Raw genomic sequence first — 14,014 nt, 5'->3', positions numbered from 1 at the left:
CCGCGAAGGCGGCCGCACCGTCGGCGCCGGCGTGGTCAGCAAGATCACCGAGTAAGCCTCGGTCGTCTCCTGACGATCTGAAACGCGAGCGGCCCCCGGAGAAATCCGGGGGCCGTTTTGCTTTGGGTGGATCAGATGAACCGCACCACCACGCCCGGTTTGACGCCCGCCGCCAACTGTTCGGCGTCCCAGTTCGTCAGGCGGACGCAACCGTTAGAGGCGGTCTTGCCGATCTTCGACGGATCCGGCGACCCGTGGATGCCGTAGGTGTCGCGCGACAGGTCGATCCAGACCGTGCCGACCGGATTGTTGGGGCCGGCGGGAATGACGACCTTCTGGTCTCCCCGGTCGTAGGACACCCGGGTGGGATCGTAGGTGTAGTTCGGCTCCGGGGCGACGCCGGTCACGGTGACTGTACCCGAAGGGGCGGGCCGCTCGCTCGAGCCGATGGTGGCGGGATAGAAGGCCAGCAGCTTGCCGGCCGCGTCAAAGGCCCGCGCGGAGCGTTCCGCCTTGTCGACCACGATGCGGGCGACACCCGTCAGCGGCGTATCCGTGACGGCGGGAACCACGATGGTCTGGCCGGCGCGGCGGAAATCGACCCCGGGGTTCAGACCCTGAAGCAGAGCCTCGGTGATGTGGAACCGTTCGGCCAGCCGCTCCAGCGGGCTGACGAAATTGGTCCCGGACCTGGCGATGTCGGCCAGTTCGCCCTGGGCCGGCGGGCTGAAGGGGCCCGCGATGTCGGCGGCCGTGATCACATGTTGCGCCATCACGCGGGCGGTGTCGGCGGCCGCGAGATGCTGGAGCAGGGCGGTGTCCACGGCGTCGCCCGAGCCAAGGTTGTTGGCCTTGCGATAGGCGGCCACCGCCTGGCGCGTGTTGTCGCCCGCCAGGCCGTCGATCATGCCCGGCGAGAAGACCGTCCGGTCCAGAAGAATCTGAAGCCGCACCAGACCGGCGTCGGGCGGGGTCGTGGGGGTTGCATCGCCCGCTTCACCCACAGCCTGAGCCGGCGTGGGCGCCGGCGCCGTCGCGCCCGGGGCGTCCGCCGCTTGCGGGACGCCGGCCTCGATCTGGGCGACGCTCAGAACGGGTGGTCCCGCCGTGGAGGCCGCGCCCTGCGCCGTCGGGACGTCTTGCGCGGGCTGGTCGGAGTCCGGTGCGCCGCAGGCGGCGAGGGCGAGGAGACTGGCGGAGGCGAGGATCAGGCGGAGCGACATGGGAATCCGGATGTTGAGGGTGTCCGGACCCAATCCCTCACCGCGCCGCCCGTTCCAGGTCAGGGGTTCGGCTTGCCCGTCGCGGGGTCGGTGGCGGTCTCCCCCGAGTTGGAGGAGCCTTCCGATCCCCGGGGCTCGGTCGCGGGACGGGGCGGCTGGCCTTCGCGGGATGGACTGCGCTGGTCTTCGTTTTCGGTCTCGCGGTTGGGCGGGCGTTTCGGATCGGTCATCGGGGCTCCGGGATGAATTGTGAAACCGCAACGCCCGGCGGCCGCGCGAGGCTCCCGGTCATTCGTCATTCACCATGAACGCTCACCGGCCTGAAACGGGCGGCAGGCTATGTCCGCTGCATGAAGGCGGTCCGTGACGGATTCGCCGCGGGACGTTCGAATGGCTGCGCTTCAGGTGGAAATCGTCGCAATCGACGCGCTGGGCGAGACCCGGTGGGCCCTGTGGCGCGACATGCTGGCGGCCAACCCGTCGCTGAACAGCCCGTACTTCCGGCCCGAGTTCGCCCGGGTCGCCGGACGTATCAGTCCGGACGCGGCGGTGGCGGTGTTCTCGCGCGGCGGCGAGACGGTCGGTTTCTTCCCCCACCAGCGGCGGGGCGGGGCGCTTCAGCCCCTGGCCGCGCCGATGAATGATTATCACGGGGTCATTGCCTTCCCGGGTCAGGCTCCCTCGCTGGAAGAGGTCGCGCGGGCGCTGGGCGCGACCCGGCTGAACGTCACGGCCTGGATGGGCGAGACGGGCCTGGGCGAGGATCGGCGCACGGTGCAGGTCGAACTGGGGGAGGGAGGCTATGACGGCTGGTACGCCGAACGTCGCGCCACCCACGGCAAATTCTTCAAGGACAAGGAGCGCGCCCGGCGCAGCATGGAGGCCGAGCTGGGCCCGCTGCGGGTCGAGCGTGGCCTGCGTGACCCGGCCCTGCTGGACTGGCTGATCGGGCTCAAGCGGGATCAGTACAGGCGCACGGGGCGGCACGACATCTTCGCCTGCGGCTGGACCGCGGACCTGCTGCACGCCCTGCTCAGGGAAGAGCGTGATGGCTTCGGCGCCTCCATGGCCGGGCTGTGGGCCGGCGACCGTCTGACCGCGATCGAATATTCGCTGCACGCCGGCGACCAGTACCATTTCTGGTTCCCGGGCTATGAGCCCAGCCTGGCGCGGTGTTCCCCCGGCATCCTGCTGAGCATGGACACCATGCGGCTGGCGTCGGAGCTCGGCTATCGCACCTTCGACTTCGGGTTCGAGGGTGAGCATTATAAAAAGTACTTCTGCAACGGCGCGCGCATCGTGCGCGAGGCGGTGGTGCTGAAGCCCGGTCTTGGGGCGGCGGTCAGCGAGGCGGCGGTCGGGGTGCTGGGCGGGCCTGGCCAGCGGCTGCGGACAAGCGTGCGGCGGCGCTGGGCGGCCATCGAGGCCTGCGAGACCACGCCGGGCAATCGGTTCAGGGGCGCGGTCCAGGCGGCGGGCGCGGCGCTTGCAAAGGCCCGCCAGGGTTCGACCCGACCCGTTCCGGCCTGAGACATCCCATGAGCGACACGCGCACCCGCTATACCGGCCCCATCAAACAGGCCGAGATCCATCCTCACAGCCTGGTCGAGCAGGGCTTCGCCTCGGACGAGGCGCTGGCGGCGGTGCTGGACCGATACCCAGCCGGGTTGTTCGACATCAATCTGTACGACTACGACGACGCCGGGCAGGTGTCGCTGCGCACCGGCGCGCGGGGGCGGCTGAACGGCGAGGAACTGCTGGCGGCGATCCAGCAGGGGCGGTTGTGGGTCAATCTGCGCGAGGTCGAGACCGGCTGGCCCGAGCTGTGGGCCGCGGCCATGGACGAGTTCCGCAAGGTGCAGGACGCGTATCCGGGTCTGCGGGCGGTCAGGAACGCCGGCCAACTGATCCTGTCGTCGCCCAAGGCGCGGGTGCCGTATCATTTCGATGCGGCGGGTGTGGTGCTGTTCCACCTGCGGGGCCGCAAGCGGATCTTCGTCTATCCCGGCGACGAGGCCCATCTGGCCGAGGCGGACATGGAGCAGGTGGTGTCGCGCCAGACGACCGAGGAACTGCCCTATTCGCTGGCCTTCGAGGCCGACGCCCAGGTGATCGACCTGGAGCCGGGTCAGGCCCTGACCTGGCCCATCTATGCGCCGCATCGGGTCGAGAACCTGGACCGGTTCTGCGTCTCCCTGTCGATGGACTTCCAGACCTGGCCGTCGCGGTTCAGGAACGGCGCCCTCTATACCAATGCCGTGCTGCGCAGCCAGGGCGGACGGCCCCGCATGACGGACCGGATGACGCCGCCGGAACTGGCCGCCCGCTGGGCCGCCTCGCTGGCGCTGAAACGGGTCGGGGGGCTGAAGAGCCGGATCGCCCATTTCGAGCGGGACTTCGAGCCGGAGATCGGCGCGGCTGACGGCGCGGGCGCGCTGCGGGCCTGAGCCGCTTCCTTACAATGGCGTCATGACCTCGATTTAAGCTGACTCGGCGTCCCGGCGGACGCACTTTCCGGCCAACTTCCGGAGAGGGAACACGCCATGAAACTCGCTATCGTATCCGCCGCCGCCATCGCCGCCGCCGCCATGGCCGCCCCCGCCTTCGCCGGGCCGGGGCCCGAAGTCGAGATCCGCCACGCCGTGGCCCGCGTGGCCGTGGTGGTCGAGGACCGCACCGACATCGCCGTGGAGATCGAGCAAGGATCGTCCGGCCTGCCCCCGGTGCGGGTCACTCGCGACGGCGCCGACGTCCGCATCGACGGCGGCCTCGGACGCCGCGGCTTCCTGAATCGCGGTGACGGCATCCGCAACTGCAACTCGCGGCCAGACAATCCCGGTCAGCCGGGTGAGGGCGTCACGGTCGAGGTGCGCAATGTCGGCCGCATCAACGTCTCCGACGCCCCGCTGATCGTCATCCGCACGCCGCGTGACGTCAACGTCGATGCTTCGGGCGCCGTGTTCGGCTCGATCGGTCGGGGCGCCGCCTCCGTGGACCTCGGAAACGGCGGCTGCGGCTACTGGAACGTGGCCAACACGGAAGGGCCCGTGTCCCTGAGCATCGGCGGCTCGGGCGACATGCGCGCCGGAACCTCGACGTCGATGGACATCAGCATCGGAGGGTCCGGGTCAGTGACGGCCGGAGCCACGCGGGACCTTGATATCGCGATCGGTGGATCCGGCGACATCGTCGTGGCCCGGGTTGACGGCCCGGTCGATGTCTCGATCGGTGGATCCGGCGACGTGGACATCCGCGCCGGAACGGCCCCGGACCTCAGCATCAGCATCGCAGGATCGGGCGACGTGAACTTCGGCGGCGTCGCCGGAGATGTCGACGTGTCCCTCGTCGGCGGTGGCGACGTCACCGTGGCCCGCGCCACCGGGTCGGTCAGCCGCTCGGTGGTCGGCGGCGGAGACATCCGCATCGGCGACTGACCCCCGGTCGTCGCGACGGAGAAGGCCCGGGAGCGTGGAACCCTCCGGGCCTTTTTCCATGCCTGCCGTCTGTCTGGCCGGCAGCAGAAAGCCCCGGCGGATCGCTCCGCCGGGGCTTCTGTCGTCTGGGCCCGAAGGCTCTGGCCTAGAGGCCGCCCAGCAGGGAGCCGACGCCGACGGCGGTGCGGCCCAGGTCTGCGCCCGAACGCTGACGCGTCTGCAGGTCGCCGCCGAACGAGAAGCGCAGGCCCACGTTGATGGTGTCGGCCTGCAGGTCCAGGTCCTCGATTTCCGAACGAACGTAGCCGGCGGCCACGCTGATGCCGGTGCCCGGGAACTGGTATTCGCCGCCGACATTGGCGGACCAGCCGTCGCCATCGACGCCCGCGCCGAGGTCGGCGGTCGACCAGCCGGCGCCGGCGTTCACGCGGAACGTCGGGGAGATGAAGTAGGAGGCGTCGCCGCCCACGCTCCAGATGTCTGCGTCCGTGCTCTCGACCGTCTCATAGGCGACGACGCCGGTCAGGGTGACCTTGTCGTTCAGATAGGCCTGGGCTTCGGCGCCGAAGCTCCACAGCTGCTCGTCGGCCGCTTCGGCGCCGCCGGCGAAAGCGCCAACGCGGACATTGCCGAAGTTGCGGCTGACGTGGACGCGGCCGTTGGTGCTGCTGTCATCGGCGTCGTCAGCGCCGTCGAGGGCGAGGCTGAAACCGCCGTCCACGGTGACGGTCCAGTCCGAGGTGACGGGGATGGCGACGCCGGCGTCAACGGCGGCAGCTTCGACTTCGCCGTTCAGGCCGACGATGTCGATGTCCGTGTTGGAATAGTTGACGCCGATCGAGCCGACGGCGTCCTGGGCGAAGGCCGGGGCGGCGGCGAAGGCGGCCACGGCGGCCGTGGCGAGGAGGAGAGACTTCATTTTTTGCTTTTCCATTGTCGCAACCGCGGGGAGTCGCGTCGCGAAGCTCCCGGCTATCAGCGCTGTGGCAGGCTTCACCATTACAATAGCGTCACAAAACAGCGGCTTGAGACGGTTGTGGCGGCTCGGCAACGCATTGTGGCGCCTATGCGGCGCCCAAGCGTAAGCATAACGGCGCTCTGTGTTCCAGCTGTCAGAAACGGCGACAATCCGGGCTCACGGTGACCGGATCGCGAAATCCAGCGGCGGCTCACGGCTCTCCATACAAGACGGTTCGCCATGAAGCGGTCGTCGCGGCCGCCTCGGGACGGCCGTGAAATCCGGCGGCGTCTCTCCTCGCCCGCGAAACAGGCGAAACCCAGCCTGCGCCACGTTTTCGCCGCTTGACGAAACGGGACTCAATCGTCATAAGCGCCAACTCTTGTTGGACCGGCTGTGCATCCCGCGTGTTTTGGGGATGCAGACGCGGTTCGCAGGAACGACCTGAGACCCTGTTCTTTGCAGTGACCCAGGACTTCAACGGCCTTCGCGGTTCGCTGCGTGGGCCGATCGTTTTTGCGGACGTGCGTACTCTGAAGGCATTCGTGCCTGAAGGCCTCCGGTCTTTGAAATGGTTCACAGGGACGCAGGTTCGCCTGCTTGGGAAATACGACCGATATGGATCAAAGCATCCGCATCAGGCTCAAGGCCTTCGATCACCGCGTCCTCGACTTTTCGACGCGCGAAATCGTCAACACGGCCAAGCGCACGGGCGCGACCGTTCGCGGTCCGATCCCGCTGCCGACCCTGATCGAAAAGTTCACCGTGAACCGCTCGCCGCACGTCGACAAGAAGTCGCGCGAGCAGTTTGAAATTCGCACGCACAAGCGCGTGCTCGACATCGTCGACCCCACCCCGCAGACCGTGGACGCGCTCATGAAGCTCGACCTGTCCGCCGGTGTGGACGTCGAGATCAAGATTTAATTGGAAAGAGGCGGGATCCGATGCGCACGGGCGTGATCGCCAAGAAGCTGGGCATGACCCGCGTGTTCGCCGATGACGGCGCGCACGTACCGGTCACTGTGCTTCAGCTCGACGGCTGCCAAGTCGTCGGCCAACGTACCCAGGAGCGTGACGGCTACGTCGCTCTCCAGCTGGGCGCTGGCACCAAGAAGGCCAAGAACACCAACAAGGCTCAGCGCGAATCCTTCGCCAAGCTTGAAGTGGAACCCAAGGCCTATGTCACCGAGTTCCGCATCGATGCGGACGCCATGATGGATGTGGGCTCCGAGTTCTCGGCTGACCACTTCGTCGCCGGCCAGAAGGTCGACGTCCAGGCCGAGACCATCGGCAAGGGCTTCGCCGGCGCCATGAAGCGCTGGAACTTCGGCGGCCTGCGGGCGACCCACGGCGTCTCGGTCTCGCACCGTTCGCACGGTTCGACCGGTCAGCGTCAGGATCCGGGCAAGACGTTCAAGGGCAAGAAGATGGCCGGCCACTATGGCTGTGAAGTCGTCACCACCCAGAACCTCACCGTGTTCCGCGTCGACGTCGAGCGTGGCCTGCTGCTGATCAAGGGCGCCGTCCCCGGTCACGAGGGCACCTGGGTCAAGGTTCGCGACGCCATCAAGAAGGCCCGTCCGGCCGACGCCCCGTTCCCCGGCGGCGTGAAGTCCAAGGGCGGTTCGGCTGCTGCGGCTCAACCGGCTGAAACGCCGGCGGAAGAGGCCCCCGCAGTCGAGACCACCGAAGGCGGTGAAGCGTAATGAAAATCCCGGTCATCAAACTCGACGGCAAGGCCGCCGGTGACGTCGAACTGTCGGAAGCCGTCTTCGGCATCACCGACATTCGCGGCGACATCCTGGCCCGTTACGTCAACTGGCAACTGGCCAAGCGCCGCGCCGGCACCCACAAGGTCCAGACCCGGAACGAGAACTCTCGCACCGGCAAGAAGATGTACAAGCAGAAGGGAACCGGCGGCGCCCGTCACGGTTCGCGCCGCGCCCCGCAGTTCGTCGGTGGTTCGCGCGCCTTCGGCCCGGTCGTTCGCGACCACGGCTTCTCCCTGCCCAAGAAGGTTCGCGCCCTGGCCCTGCGTCATGCGCTGTCGGCCAAGGTCGTCGCCGGTGATCTGGTCATCGTCGACAACATCTCGCTGAAGGACGCCAAGACCGCCGGTCTGCGCGAAACCCTCGGCAAGCTGGGCTGGACCCGCACGCTGATCATCGCCGGTCCGGAAGTCGACACGAACTTCGGCCTGGCCGCCCGCAACATTCCGATGGTGAACGTCCTGCCGAACGCCGGCCTGAACGTTTACGACATCCTGCGGGCCGACAAGCTGGTGCTGACCAAGGCGGCGATCGAAGCGATCGAAGCCACCTACAAGGACTACACCCCGTCGCGTCGTGAAGCCGAGGCCGCCTCGGCCGCCAAACCGGCTGCCAAGACGAAGAAGGAGGCCGCGTAATGGCTGGCGCCAACCCCACCGTAAAACACTACGACACCATCCTGGCTCCGATCATCACGGAAAAGGCCACGATCCTGTCGGAGCAGAACAAGGTCGTGTTCCGCGTCTCGGGCACCTCGACCAAGGACGAGATCGCAGCCGCGGTCGAAAGCCTGTTCAAGGTCAACGTCCTGAAGGTCAACACCCTGGTTCAAAAGGGCAAGACCAAGCGCTTCCGCGGCATCATGGGCCGTCGGGTCGACATCAAAAAAGCGATCGTGACGCTGGCTGAAGGCCAGTCGATCGACGTCACCACGGGGCTCTGATCAGATGGCCTTGAAAACATACAATCCGACATCGCCGGGCCGTCGCGCCCTGGTGCTGATCGACCGTTCGGAGCTCCATAAAGGACGCCCCGAGAAGTCGCTGACCGAAGGCCTGACCAAGTCGGGCGGCCGGGGCGCCGGCGGTCGTATCGCCGTCCGCTTCCGCGGCGGCGGCGCCAAGACGCTGTACCGCAAGATCGACTTCAAGCGCCGGAAGTTCGCCACGGCGACCGTCGAACGCCTGGAATACGATCCGAACCGGACCGCCTTCATCGCCCTCATCGTCTATGAGGACGGCGAAAAGGCCTACATCATCGCGCCGCAACGCCTGAAGGCGGGCGACTCGGTCGTGGCTGGTGAAAAGGTCGACGTGAAGCCGGGCAATGCGATGCCGCTGCGCTCGGTTCCGGTCGGCACGATCATCCACAACATCGAAATGAAGCCGGGCAAGGGCGCCCAGCTGGCCCGTTCGGCCGGCGCCTACGCCCAGCTGGTCGGTCGCGATCAGGGCTATGCCCAGATCCGTCTCGGCTCGGGCGAGCTTCGCATGGTGCTGGACGGCTGCATGGCCACGGTGGGCGCGGTTTCGAACCCCGACCACATGAACCAGAACCTCGGCAAGGCCGGTCGCGTTCGTCACATGGGCTGGCGTCCGCACGTTCGCGGCGTGGCCATGAACCCGATCGACCACCCGCACGGTGGTGGTGAAGGCCGGACCTCTGGCGGTCGCACCCCGGTTACGCCGTGGGGCAAGGACACCAAGGGCACCCGGACCCGCAAGAACAAGGCTACGGACAAGTACATCATCCGTACCCGCCACGTTAAGAAGGCTCGCTAAAGATGGCCCGCTCCTCCTGGAAAGGCCCGTTTGTCGACGGGTATCTGCTGAAGAAGGCCGAGACGGTGTCGTCGTCGGGCCGCAAGGACGTGATCAAGACGTGGTCGCGCCGCTCCACCATCCTGCCGCAGTTTGTCGGCCTGACCTTCGGTGTCCACAACGGCCTCAAGCATGTGCCGGTGTCGGTTTCCGAAGAAATGGTCGGCATGAAGTTCGGCGAGTTCTCCCCGACCCGGTCATTCCCCGGGCACGCGGCGGACAAGAAGGCCAAAAGGAAGTAACTGATGGCCCAGACCAAAAATGAACGTCGGGTCGCCCCGACCGAAGCGCGCGCCAAGCTGGTGAACGTCCGGATCAGCCCTCAGAAGCTGAACCTGGTCGCCCAGTCGATCCGCGGCCTGCCGGTGCAAAAAGCGCTGAACGAGCTGGAATTCAGCCGCAAGCGCATCGCCACCGACGTCCGCAAGGTGCTGTATTCGGCCGTGTCGAACGCCGAGAACAACCACAACCTCGACATCGACAACCTGGTCGTCGCCGAGGCCTTCGTGGGCAAGAACCTGGTGATGAAGCGTTTCGCGAGCCGCGCTCGTGGCCGTTCGTCGCGCATCCTGAAACCTTTCGCGGAGATCACCATCGTGGTTCGCGAAGCCGGTGAGGCCGCCTGATGGGTCAGAAAGTCAATCCGATCGGTCTGCGCCTCGGCGTCAACCGTACGTGGGACAGCCGCTGGTTCGCCCGCGGCGCCGAATACGCCAAGCTGCTGCACCAGGACCTCAAGCTGCGCACGTGGCTGAAGGAACGCCTGAACGCCGCCGGCGTGTCGCGCATCATCATCGAGCGTCCGCACAAGAAGTGCCGCGTGACGATCTACGCCGCCCGTCCGGGTGTCGTGATCGGCAAGAAGGGCGCTGACATCGAGAAGCTCCGCAAGGACATCTCGGCGCGGACCGACGGCGAGGTTCACCTGAACATCGTCGAAGTGCGCAAGCCCGAAACGGACGCCCAGCTGATCGCCGAGAACATCGCGCAGCAGCTGGAACGCCGGATCGCCTTCCGCCGCGCCATGAAGCGCGCGATGCAGTCGGCCATGCGTCTCGGCGCCAAGGGCGTCCGCATCAACGTGTCGGGCCGCCTCGGCGGCGCGGAAATCGCGCGGATGGAATGGTATCGCGAAGGCCGTGTGCCGCTGCACACCCTGCGCGCCGACATCGACTACGGCTTCATCCAGGCCAAGACGACCTACGGCATCATTGGTGTGAAGGTCTGGGTCTTCAAGGGCGAAGTCCTCGAGCACGATCCGATGGCGCAGGACAAGCGCTGGGCGATCGAGGCTTCGGGTCCTTCTTCGAACGAAGGCCGCGGCGGTGATCGCGGCGGCCGCAACGATCGCGGTCAGCGTCGCGGGCGTGAGGGCTAAGTCATGCTGCAACCGAAAAAGACCAAGTATCGCAAGGCCTTCAAGGGCCGCATCCACGGCGCCGCCAAAGGCGGCTTCTCGCTGAACTTCGGGTCCTATGGCCTGAAGACGGTGGAGCCGGAACGCATCACCGCGCGTCAGATCGAGGCGGCCCGCCGCGCGATCACCCGCCAGATGAAGCGTCAGGGCCGCGTCTGGATCCGCGTCTTCCCCGACCTGCCCGTCACGGGCAAGCCGGCCGAAGTCCGCATGGGTAAAGGCAAGGGCGCGGTCGATCACTGGGCGGCGCGCTGCCACCCGGGCCGTATCCTGTTTGAAATCGACGGCGTGCCGGACGACGTGGCTCGCGAGGCCCTGCGTCTTGGCGCCGCCAAGCTGCCGGTCCGTACGAAGGTGGTCACCCGCCTCGACGCCGGTGTCTCGCACGTGGAGCACGTCGGAGCATGACCAAGATCGCCGACCTCCGGGCCCAGACGCCCGACCAGCTGTCCGACGAGCTGCTGAAGCTCAAGAAGGAACAGTTCAACCTGCGCTTCCAGGCCGCCACCGGCCAGATGGAAAAGACCCATCGGGTCTCGGAAGTGCGCAAGGACATCGCCCGTATTTCCACGCTTCTGCGTGCGAACCGCGCGGCGGGTTAAGGAAACGAAGATGCCCAAACGAGTTCTCGAAGGCGTGGTCGTCTCCGACAAGGGCGACAAGACTGTCGTCGTCGTCGTCCAACGCACGCTGCTGCACCCGGTCCTTAAAAAGATCGTGCGCCTGTCCAAGAAGTACCACGCTCACGACGAAGCCAACGCCCTCAAGGTGGGTGATCAGGCCCGCATCATCGAGTGCGCCCCCAAGTCCAAGCTGAAGCGCTGGGAAGTCCTGTCGGACTCCTCGGCCTCGGCTTCGTAATCAGAAAGATCTGATCATATGATCCAGATGCAAACTAACCTGGAGGTAGCCGATAATTCGGGTGCTCGCCGGGTCATGTGCATCAAGGTGTTGGGCGGCTCGAAGCGCCGCTACGCCTCGGTGGGCGACACGATTGTCGCTTCGGTGAAGGAAGCCATTCCTCGCGGCCGCGTGAAGAAGGGCGACGTCGTGCGCGCCATCGTCGTGCGCACCGCCAAGGACATCATGCGCAAGGACGGCTCTGTCATCCGTTTCGACAAGTCGGCCGCCGTCATCGTCAACAAGCAGAACGAGCCGGTCGGCACGCGGATCTTCGGCCCGGTTCCCCGTGAACTGCGCGCCAAGAACCACATGAAGATCATCTCTCTGGCTCCGGAGGTCCTGTAGTCATGGCCGCCAAGATCAAATCGGGCGACAACGTCGTTGTCCTGACCGGCAAGGACAAGGGCCGCACCGGCAAGGTGACCAAGGTCCTGCCGGCGACGAACCGCGTGATGGTGCAAGGCATCAACATGGTTCAACGCCACACCCGCCCGACCCAGGCCGACCCCCAGGGCGGCATCAAGAACAAGGAAGCGTCGCTTCACCTGTCGAACGTCGCGATCGCCGACGCCAACGGCAAGGCGGCCCGCGTCGGCTTCCGCATGGAAGGCGACAAGAAGGTCCGCTTCGCCAAGACGACGGGAGACGTCATCTGATGGCCGACACCAAATACACCCCGCGCCTCAAGGGCGACTACAACGAGCGCATCAAGGGCGTGCTGACCGAGAAGTTCGGCTACACCAACCCGATGCAGATGCCCAAGCTGGACAAGATCGTCCTCAACATGGGCATCGGTGAAGCCGTGGCCGACTCCAAGAAGGCCACCGCGGCCCTCAAGGACCTGGCCGCCATCGCCGGTCAGAAGCCCGTCGCCACCAAGGCCCGCAACTCCATCGCCGGCTTCAAGCTGCGCGAAGGCATGGTCATCGGCGGCAAGGTCACGCTGCGCGGCGACCAGATGTACGAGTTCCTCGACCGCCTGATCACGATCGCGCTGCCGCGCGTGAAGGATTTCCGCGGCCTGAAGCCGACCTCGTTCGACGGTCGCGGCAACTACGCCATGGGCCTCAAGGAACACATCGTGTTCCCCGAGATCAACTACGACCAGATCGACCAGATGTGGGGCATGGACATCATCGTCTGCACCACGGCCAAGACCGATGACGAGGCGCGCGCGCTTCTCACCGAGTTCAAGTTCCCGTTCGTGACGAACTGAGCGGGAAGGGAAAAGCACAATGGCTAAGAAAAGCGCCGTAAACCGCAACGAGATGGTCAAGGCCCTCGTCGCGAAATACGCCGACAAGCGGGCCGCCCTCAAGGCGACCGCCAACAACGAATCCCTGCCTCTCGAGGAGCGTTTCGAAGCGCGCCTCAAGCTGGCCAAGCTGCCGCGCAACTCGGCCGCCAACCGGATTCGCAACCGCTGCGAAGTGACGGGCCGTCCGCGGGCCTTCTATCGCAAGCTCAAGATGAGCCGTATCGCGCTTCGTGAACTCGGCAACCTGGGTCAGATCCCGGGTCTGACCAAGTCCAGCTGGTAAGGGGAGCGACAGACATGATGATCAACGATCCCCTGAGCGACATGATCGCCCGCATCCGGAACGCGCACATGCGCAAACGTTCCAAGGTGCTCACCCCGGCTTCCCGCCTGCGCCAGCGCGTCCTCGACGTGCTGCAGGACGAGGGCTACATCCGCGGCTATTCGCTGGTTCAGAACCCCGGCGAATTCCCGCAGTTCGAGATCGAGCTGAAATACTTCGACGGCCAGCCGGTCATCGCCGAGATCGCCCGCGTGTCCAAGCCGGGCCGCCGCGTCTACTCCGCGATCTCCGACCTGAAGCCGATCAAGAACGGCCTCGGCATCTCGATCCTCTCCACGTCCAAGGGCGTCATGTCGGACACCGCGGCTCGCGAAGCCAAGGTGGGCGGCGAAGTCCTCTGCAGGGTCTACTAAGATGTCCCGTATCGGAAAACGCACCATTGAAGTGCCGAAGGGCGTGACCGTCACGCTCGACGGCCAGACGGTCTCGGTGAAGGGTCCCAAGGGCGAGAGCTCCTGGACCGTCGCCGACGAGATCGAGATCACGCAGGGCGACGATGGCCTGAACCTGGCCATGCGCGAGGACAACCAGCGTTCGCGGGCCATGTGGGGCCTGTCGCGCACCCTGGTCGACAACATGGTCGTCGGCGTCACCACCGGCTTTGAAAAGAGCCTGGATCTGGTCGGCGTCGGTTATCGCGCCGCGATGAAGGGCAACGCCCTGTCGCTGCAGCTCGGCTTCTCGCACGACGTCAACATCGACCCGCCCGCCGGCGTCACCTTCGCGGTGCCCAAGCAGACGGAAATCAAGATCACCGGCGCCGACAAGCAGGCCGTCGGTCAGATCGCCGCCGTCATCCGCAAGCTGCGTCCGCCGGAGCCCTACAAGGGCAAGGGTGTGCGCTACACGGGCGAAAAGGTCCGGCGCAAGGAAGGCAAGAAGAAGTAAG

23 protein-coding genes are annotated in these 14,014 nt (G+C 66.3%); 20 read left to right on the top strand and 3 right to left on the bottom strand.

From position 1 onward, the window contains the following. Positions 1 to 131: 131 nt before the first annotated feature. Positions 132 to 1,223: a L,D-transpeptidase family protein gene (locus tag PSV23_RS06915; RefSeq protein WP_300467222.1), complete on the bottom strand. Its 1,092-nt coding sequence runs from the start codon at positions 1,221 to 1,223 to the stop codon at positions 132 to 134. A gap of 59 nt (positions 1,224 to 1,282) precedes the next feature. After that, positions 1,283 to 1,453, bottom strand: coding sequence for a hypothetical protein (locus PSV23_RS06910; RefSeq protein WP_300467220.1), 171 nt, complete (start codon positions 1,451 to 1,453; stop codon positions 1,283 to 1,285). A 160-nt stretch (positions 1,454 to 1,613) separates the two neighbouring features. Between PSV23_RS06910 and PSV23_RS06905 the strand changes: the two genes are divergently transcribed. The 3 genes from PSV23_RS06905 to PSV23_RS06895 all read left to right on the top strand — a co-directional run bounded on the left by PSV23_RS06905 (position 1,614) and on the right by PSV23_RS06895 (position 4,657). After that, positions 1,614 to 2,753: a GNAT family N-acetyltransferase gene (locus PSV23_RS06905; protein ID WP_300467218.1), complete on the top strand. Its 1,140-nt coding sequence runs from the start codon at positions 1,614 to 1,616 to the stop codon at positions 2,751 to 2,753. A gap of 8 nt (positions 2,754 to 2,761) precedes the next feature. Then, positions 2,762 to 3,670, top strand: coding sequence for a cupin-like domain-containing protein (locus PSV23_RS06900; protein ID WP_300467216.1), 909 nt, complete (start codon positions 2,762 to 2,764; stop codon positions 3,668 to 3,670). A gap of 96 nt (positions 3,671 to 3,766) precedes the next feature. Further along, positions 3,767 to 4,657 (top strand): GIN domain-containing protein, encoded by an 891-nt coding sequence (locus PSV23_RS06895; RefSeq protein WP_300467214.1) that lies wholly within the window; start codon positions 3,767 to 3,769, stop codon positions 4,655 to 4,657. A 145-nt stretch (positions 4,658 to 4,802) separates the two neighbouring features. Here PSV23_RS06895 and PSV23_RS06890 read toward each other — a convergent pair whose 3' ends face one another. Further along, positions 4,803 to 5,576, bottom strand: coding sequence for a hypothetical protein (locus PSV23_RS06890; RefSeq protein WP_300467212.1), 774 nt, complete (start codon positions 5,574 to 5,576; stop codon positions 4,803 to 4,805). Between the two features lie 657 nt (positions 5,577 to 6,233). On the opposite strand from PSV23_RS06890, the gene rpsJ reads away from it, so the two are divergent. Genes rpsJ through rplF form a run of 17 tightly spaced genes read left to right on the top strand, consistent with a single transcriptional unit; the run spans position 6,234 to position 14,013 of the window. After that, complete coding sequence (gene rpsJ, locus PSV23_RS06885) at positions 6,234 to 6,539, top strand: 30S ribosomal protein S10 (protein WP_003164367.1); 306 nt, start codon at positions 6,234 to 6,236, stop codon at positions 6,537 to 6,539. Positions 6,540 to 6,559: 20 nt separating this feature from the next. Then, entirely contained in the window at positions 6,560 to 7,321 is a 762-nt protein-coding gene (gene rplC, locus PSV23_RS06880; RefSeq protein WP_300467210.1) for a 50S ribosomal protein L3, read from the top strand. Beyond that, positions 7,321 to 8,022 carry a 50S ribosomal protein L4 gene (gene rplD, locus PSV23_RS06875; RefSeq protein ID WP_300467208.1) on the top strand — a complete coding sequence of 234 codons (702 nt, stop codon included), beginning with the start codon at positions 7,321 to 7,323 and terminating at the stop codon, positions 8,020 to 8,022. Before rplC ends, rplD begins: the two co-directional genes overlap by 1 nt. Beyond that, positions 8,022 to 8,327, top strand: a complete 306-nt coding sequence (locus PSV23_RS06870) for a 50S ribosomal protein L23 (RefSeq protein WP_298701884.1) — start codon at positions 8,022 to 8,024, stop codon at positions 8,325 to 8,327. The genes rplD and PSV23_RS06870 overlap by 1 nt, the downstream gene beginning before the upstream one ends. A gap of 4 nt (positions 8,328 to 8,331) precedes the next feature. Further along, a complete protein-coding gene (gene rplB, locus PSV23_RS06865) occupies positions 8,332 to 9,165 on the top strand; it encodes a 50S ribosomal protein L2 (protein WP_300467205.1) in 834 nt (277 codons plus the stop codon). 2 nt (positions 9,166 to 9,167) lie between these two features. Next, on the top strand, positions 9,168 to 9,446 hold the full coding sequence (gene rpsS, locus PSV23_RS06860; RefSeq protein WP_300467203.1) for a 30S ribosomal protein S19: 279 nt from the start codon (positions 9,168 to 9,170) through the stop codon (positions 9,444 to 9,446). Positions 9,447 to 9,449: 3 nt separating this feature from the next. Further along, complete coding sequence (gene rplV, locus PSV23_RS06855) at positions 9,450 to 9,830, top strand: 50S ribosomal protein L22 (RefSeq protein WP_056615236.1); 381 nt, start codon at positions 9,450 to 9,452, stop codon at positions 9,828 to 9,830. Beyond that, positions 9,830 to 10,582 carry a 30S ribosomal protein S3 gene (gene rpsC, locus PSV23_RS06850; protein ID WP_300467200.1) on the top strand — a complete coding sequence of 251 codons (753 nt, stop codon included), beginning with the start codon at positions 9,830 to 9,832 and terminating at the stop codon, positions 10,580 to 10,582. The genes rplV and rpsC overlap by 1 nt, the downstream gene beginning before the upstream one ends. A gap of 3 nt (positions 10,583 to 10,585) precedes the next feature. Continuing rightward, entirely contained in the window at positions 10,586 to 11,029 is a 444-nt protein-coding gene (gene rplP, locus PSV23_RS06845) for a 50S ribosomal protein L16 (RefSeq protein ID WP_055832145.1), read from the top strand. After that, entirely contained in the window at positions 11,026 to 11,223 is a 198-nt protein-coding gene (gene rpmC / locus PSV23_RS06840; RefSeq protein WP_055832148.1) for a 50S ribosomal protein L29, read from the top strand. The genes rplP and rpmC overlap by 4 nt, the downstream gene beginning before the upstream one ends. 10 nt (positions 11,224 to 11,233) lie before the next feature. Further along, the gene (gene rpsQ / locus PSV23_RS06835; RefSeq protein WP_055832150.1) at positions 11,234 to 11,482 is read left to right on the top strand and encodes a 30S ribosomal protein S17; all 249 of its coding nucleotides are present in this window, start codon (positions 11,234 to 11,236) and stop codon (positions 11,480 to 11,482) included. A gap of 18 nt (positions 11,483 to 11,500) precedes the next feature. Further along, positions 11,501 to 11,869, top strand: a complete 369-nt coding sequence (rplN, locus tag PSV23_RS06830) for a 50S ribosomal protein L14 (protein WP_055832151.1) — start codon at positions 11,501 to 11,503, stop codon at positions 11,867 to 11,869. Positions 11,870 to 11,871: 2 nt separating this feature from the next. Then, positions 11,872 to 12,180 (top strand): 50S ribosomal protein L24, encoded by a 309-nt coding sequence (rplX, locus tag PSV23_RS06825; RefSeq protein ID WP_300467196.1) that lies wholly within the window; start codon positions 11,872 to 11,874, stop codon positions 12,178 to 12,180. Further along, on the top strand, positions 12,180 to 12,740 hold the full coding sequence (gene rplE, locus PSV23_RS06820; RefSeq protein ID WP_300467194.1) for a 50S ribosomal protein L5: 561 nt from the start codon (positions 12,180 to 12,182) through the stop codon (positions 12,738 to 12,740). The genes rplX and rplE overlap by 1 nt, the downstream gene beginning before the upstream one ends. 19 nt (positions 12,741 to 12,759) lie before the next feature. Continuing rightward, a complete protein-coding gene (gene rpsN / locus PSV23_RS06815; RefSeq protein WP_055832157.1) occupies positions 12,760 to 13,065 on the top strand; it encodes a 30S ribosomal protein S14 in 306 nt (101 codons plus the stop codon). Positions 13,066 to 13,079: 14 nt separating this feature from the next. Next, positions 13,080 to 13,478: a 30S ribosomal protein S8 gene (gene rpsH / locus PSV23_RS06810; protein ID WP_055832159.1), complete on the top strand. Its 399-nt coding sequence runs from the start codon at positions 13,080 to 13,082 to the stop codon at positions 13,476 to 13,478. A gap of 1 nt (position 13,479) precedes the next feature. Then, positions 13,480 to 14,013, top strand: coding sequence for a 50S ribosomal protein L6 (rplF, locus tag PSV23_RS06805; protein WP_300467191.1), 534 nt, complete (start codon positions 13,480 to 13,482; stop codon positions 14,011 to 14,013). The last annotated feature ends 1 nt before the right edge of the window (position 14,014 follow it).

The organism is Brevundimonas sp. (assembly GCF_029946145.1).
Classification (GTDB): Bacteria; Pseudomonadota; Alphaproteobacteria; order Caulobacterales; family Caulobacteraceae; genus Brevundimonas.
This window is presented reverse-complemented; position numbering and strand designations above follow the sequence as displayed.

Excerpts from the sequence above, each read along its gene's own strand:
- PSV23_RS06870 (WP_298701884.1), top strand. The coding sequence starts at position 8,022 with ATGGCTGGCGCCAACCCCACCGTAAAACACTACGACACCATCCTGGCT.
- rplD (WP_300467208.1), top strand. The coding sequence starts at position 7,321 with ATGAAAATCCCGGTCATCAAACTCGACGGCAAGGCCGCCGGTGACGTC.
- rplN (WP_055832151.1), top strand. The coding sequence starts at position 11,501 with ATGATCCAGATGCAAACTAACCTGGAGGTAGCCGATAATTCGGGTGCT.
- rplF (WP_300467191.1), top strand. The coding sequence starts at position 13,480 with ATGTCCCGTATCGGAAAACGCACCATTGAAGTGCCGAAGGGCGTGACC.
- PSV23_RS06910 (WP_300467220.1), bottom strand. The coding sequence starts at position 1,453 with ATGACCGATCCGAAACGCCCGCCCAACCGCGAGACCGAAAACGAAGAC.
- rpsS (WP_300467203.1), top strand. The coding sequence starts at position 9,168 with ATGGCCCGCTCCTCCTGGAAAGGCCCGTTTGTCGACGGGTATCTGCTG.
- rpsQ (WP_055832150.1), top strand. The coding sequence starts at position 11,234 with ATGCCCAAACGAGTTCTCGAAGGCGTGGTCGTCTCCGACAAGGGCGAC.
- rplB (WP_300467205.1), top strand. The coding sequence starts at position 8,332 with ATGGCCTTGAAAACATACAATCCGACATCGCCGGGCCGTCGCGCCCTG.
- rpsC (WP_300467200.1), top strand. The coding sequence starts at position 9,830 with ATGGGTCAGAAAGTCAATCCGATCGGTCTGCGCCTCGGCGTCAACCGT.
- rpsN (WP_055832157.1), top strand. The coding sequence starts at position 12,760 with ATGGCTAAGAAAAGCGCCGTAAACCGCAACGAGATGGTCAAGGCCCTC.
- PSV23_RS06900 (WP_300467216.1), top strand. The coding sequence starts at position 2,762 with ATGAGCGACACGCGCACCCGCTATACCGGCCCCATCAAACAGGCCGAG.
- rplX (WP_300467196.1), top strand. The coding sequence starts at position 11,872 with ATGGCCGCCAAGATCAAATCGGGCGACAACGTCGTTGTCCTGACCGGC.
- rplP (WP_055832145.1), top strand. The coding sequence starts at position 10,586 with ATGCTGCAACCGAAAAAGACCAAGTATCGCAAGGCCTTCAAGGGCCGC.
- rplC (WP_300467210.1), top strand. The coding sequence starts at position 6,560 with ATGCGCACGGGCGTGATCGCCAAGAAGCTGGGCATGACCCGCGTGTTC.
- PSV23_RS06895 (WP_300467214.1), top strand. The coding sequence starts at position 3,767 with ATGAAACTCGCTATCGTATCCGCCGCCGCCATCGCCGCCGCCGCCATG.
- rpsJ (WP_003164367.1), top strand. The coding sequence starts at position 6,234 with ATGGATCAAAGCATCCGCATCAGGCTCAAGGCCTTCGATCACCGCGTC.
- PSV23_RS06915 (WP_300467222.1), bottom strand. The coding sequence starts at position 1,223 with ATGTCGCTCCGCCTGATCCTCGCCTCCGCCAGTCTCCTCGCCCTCGCC.
- rplV (WP_056615236.1), top strand. The coding sequence starts at position 9,450 with ATGGCCCAGACCAAAAATGAACGTCGGGTCGCCCCGACCGAAGCGCGC.
- rpsH (WP_055832159.1), top strand. The coding sequence starts at position 13,080 with ATGATGATCAACGATCCCCTGAGCGACATGATCGCCCGCATCCGGAAC.
- PSV23_RS06905 (WP_300467218.1), top strand. The coding sequence starts at position 1,614 with ATGGCTGCGCTTCAGGTGGAAATCGTCGCAATCGACGCGCTGGGCGAG.
- PSV23_RS06890 (WP_300467212.1), bottom strand. The coding sequence starts at position 5,576 with ATGAAGTCTCTCCTCCTCGCCACGGCCGCCGTGGCCGCCTTCGCCGCC.
- rpmC (WP_055832148.1), top strand. The coding sequence starts at position 11,026 with ATGACCAAGATCGCCGACCTCCGGGCCCAGACGCCCGACCAGCTGTCC.
- rplE (WP_300467194.1), top strand. The coding sequence starts at position 12,180 with ATGGCCGACACCAAATACACCCCGCGCCTCAAGGGCGACTACAACGAG.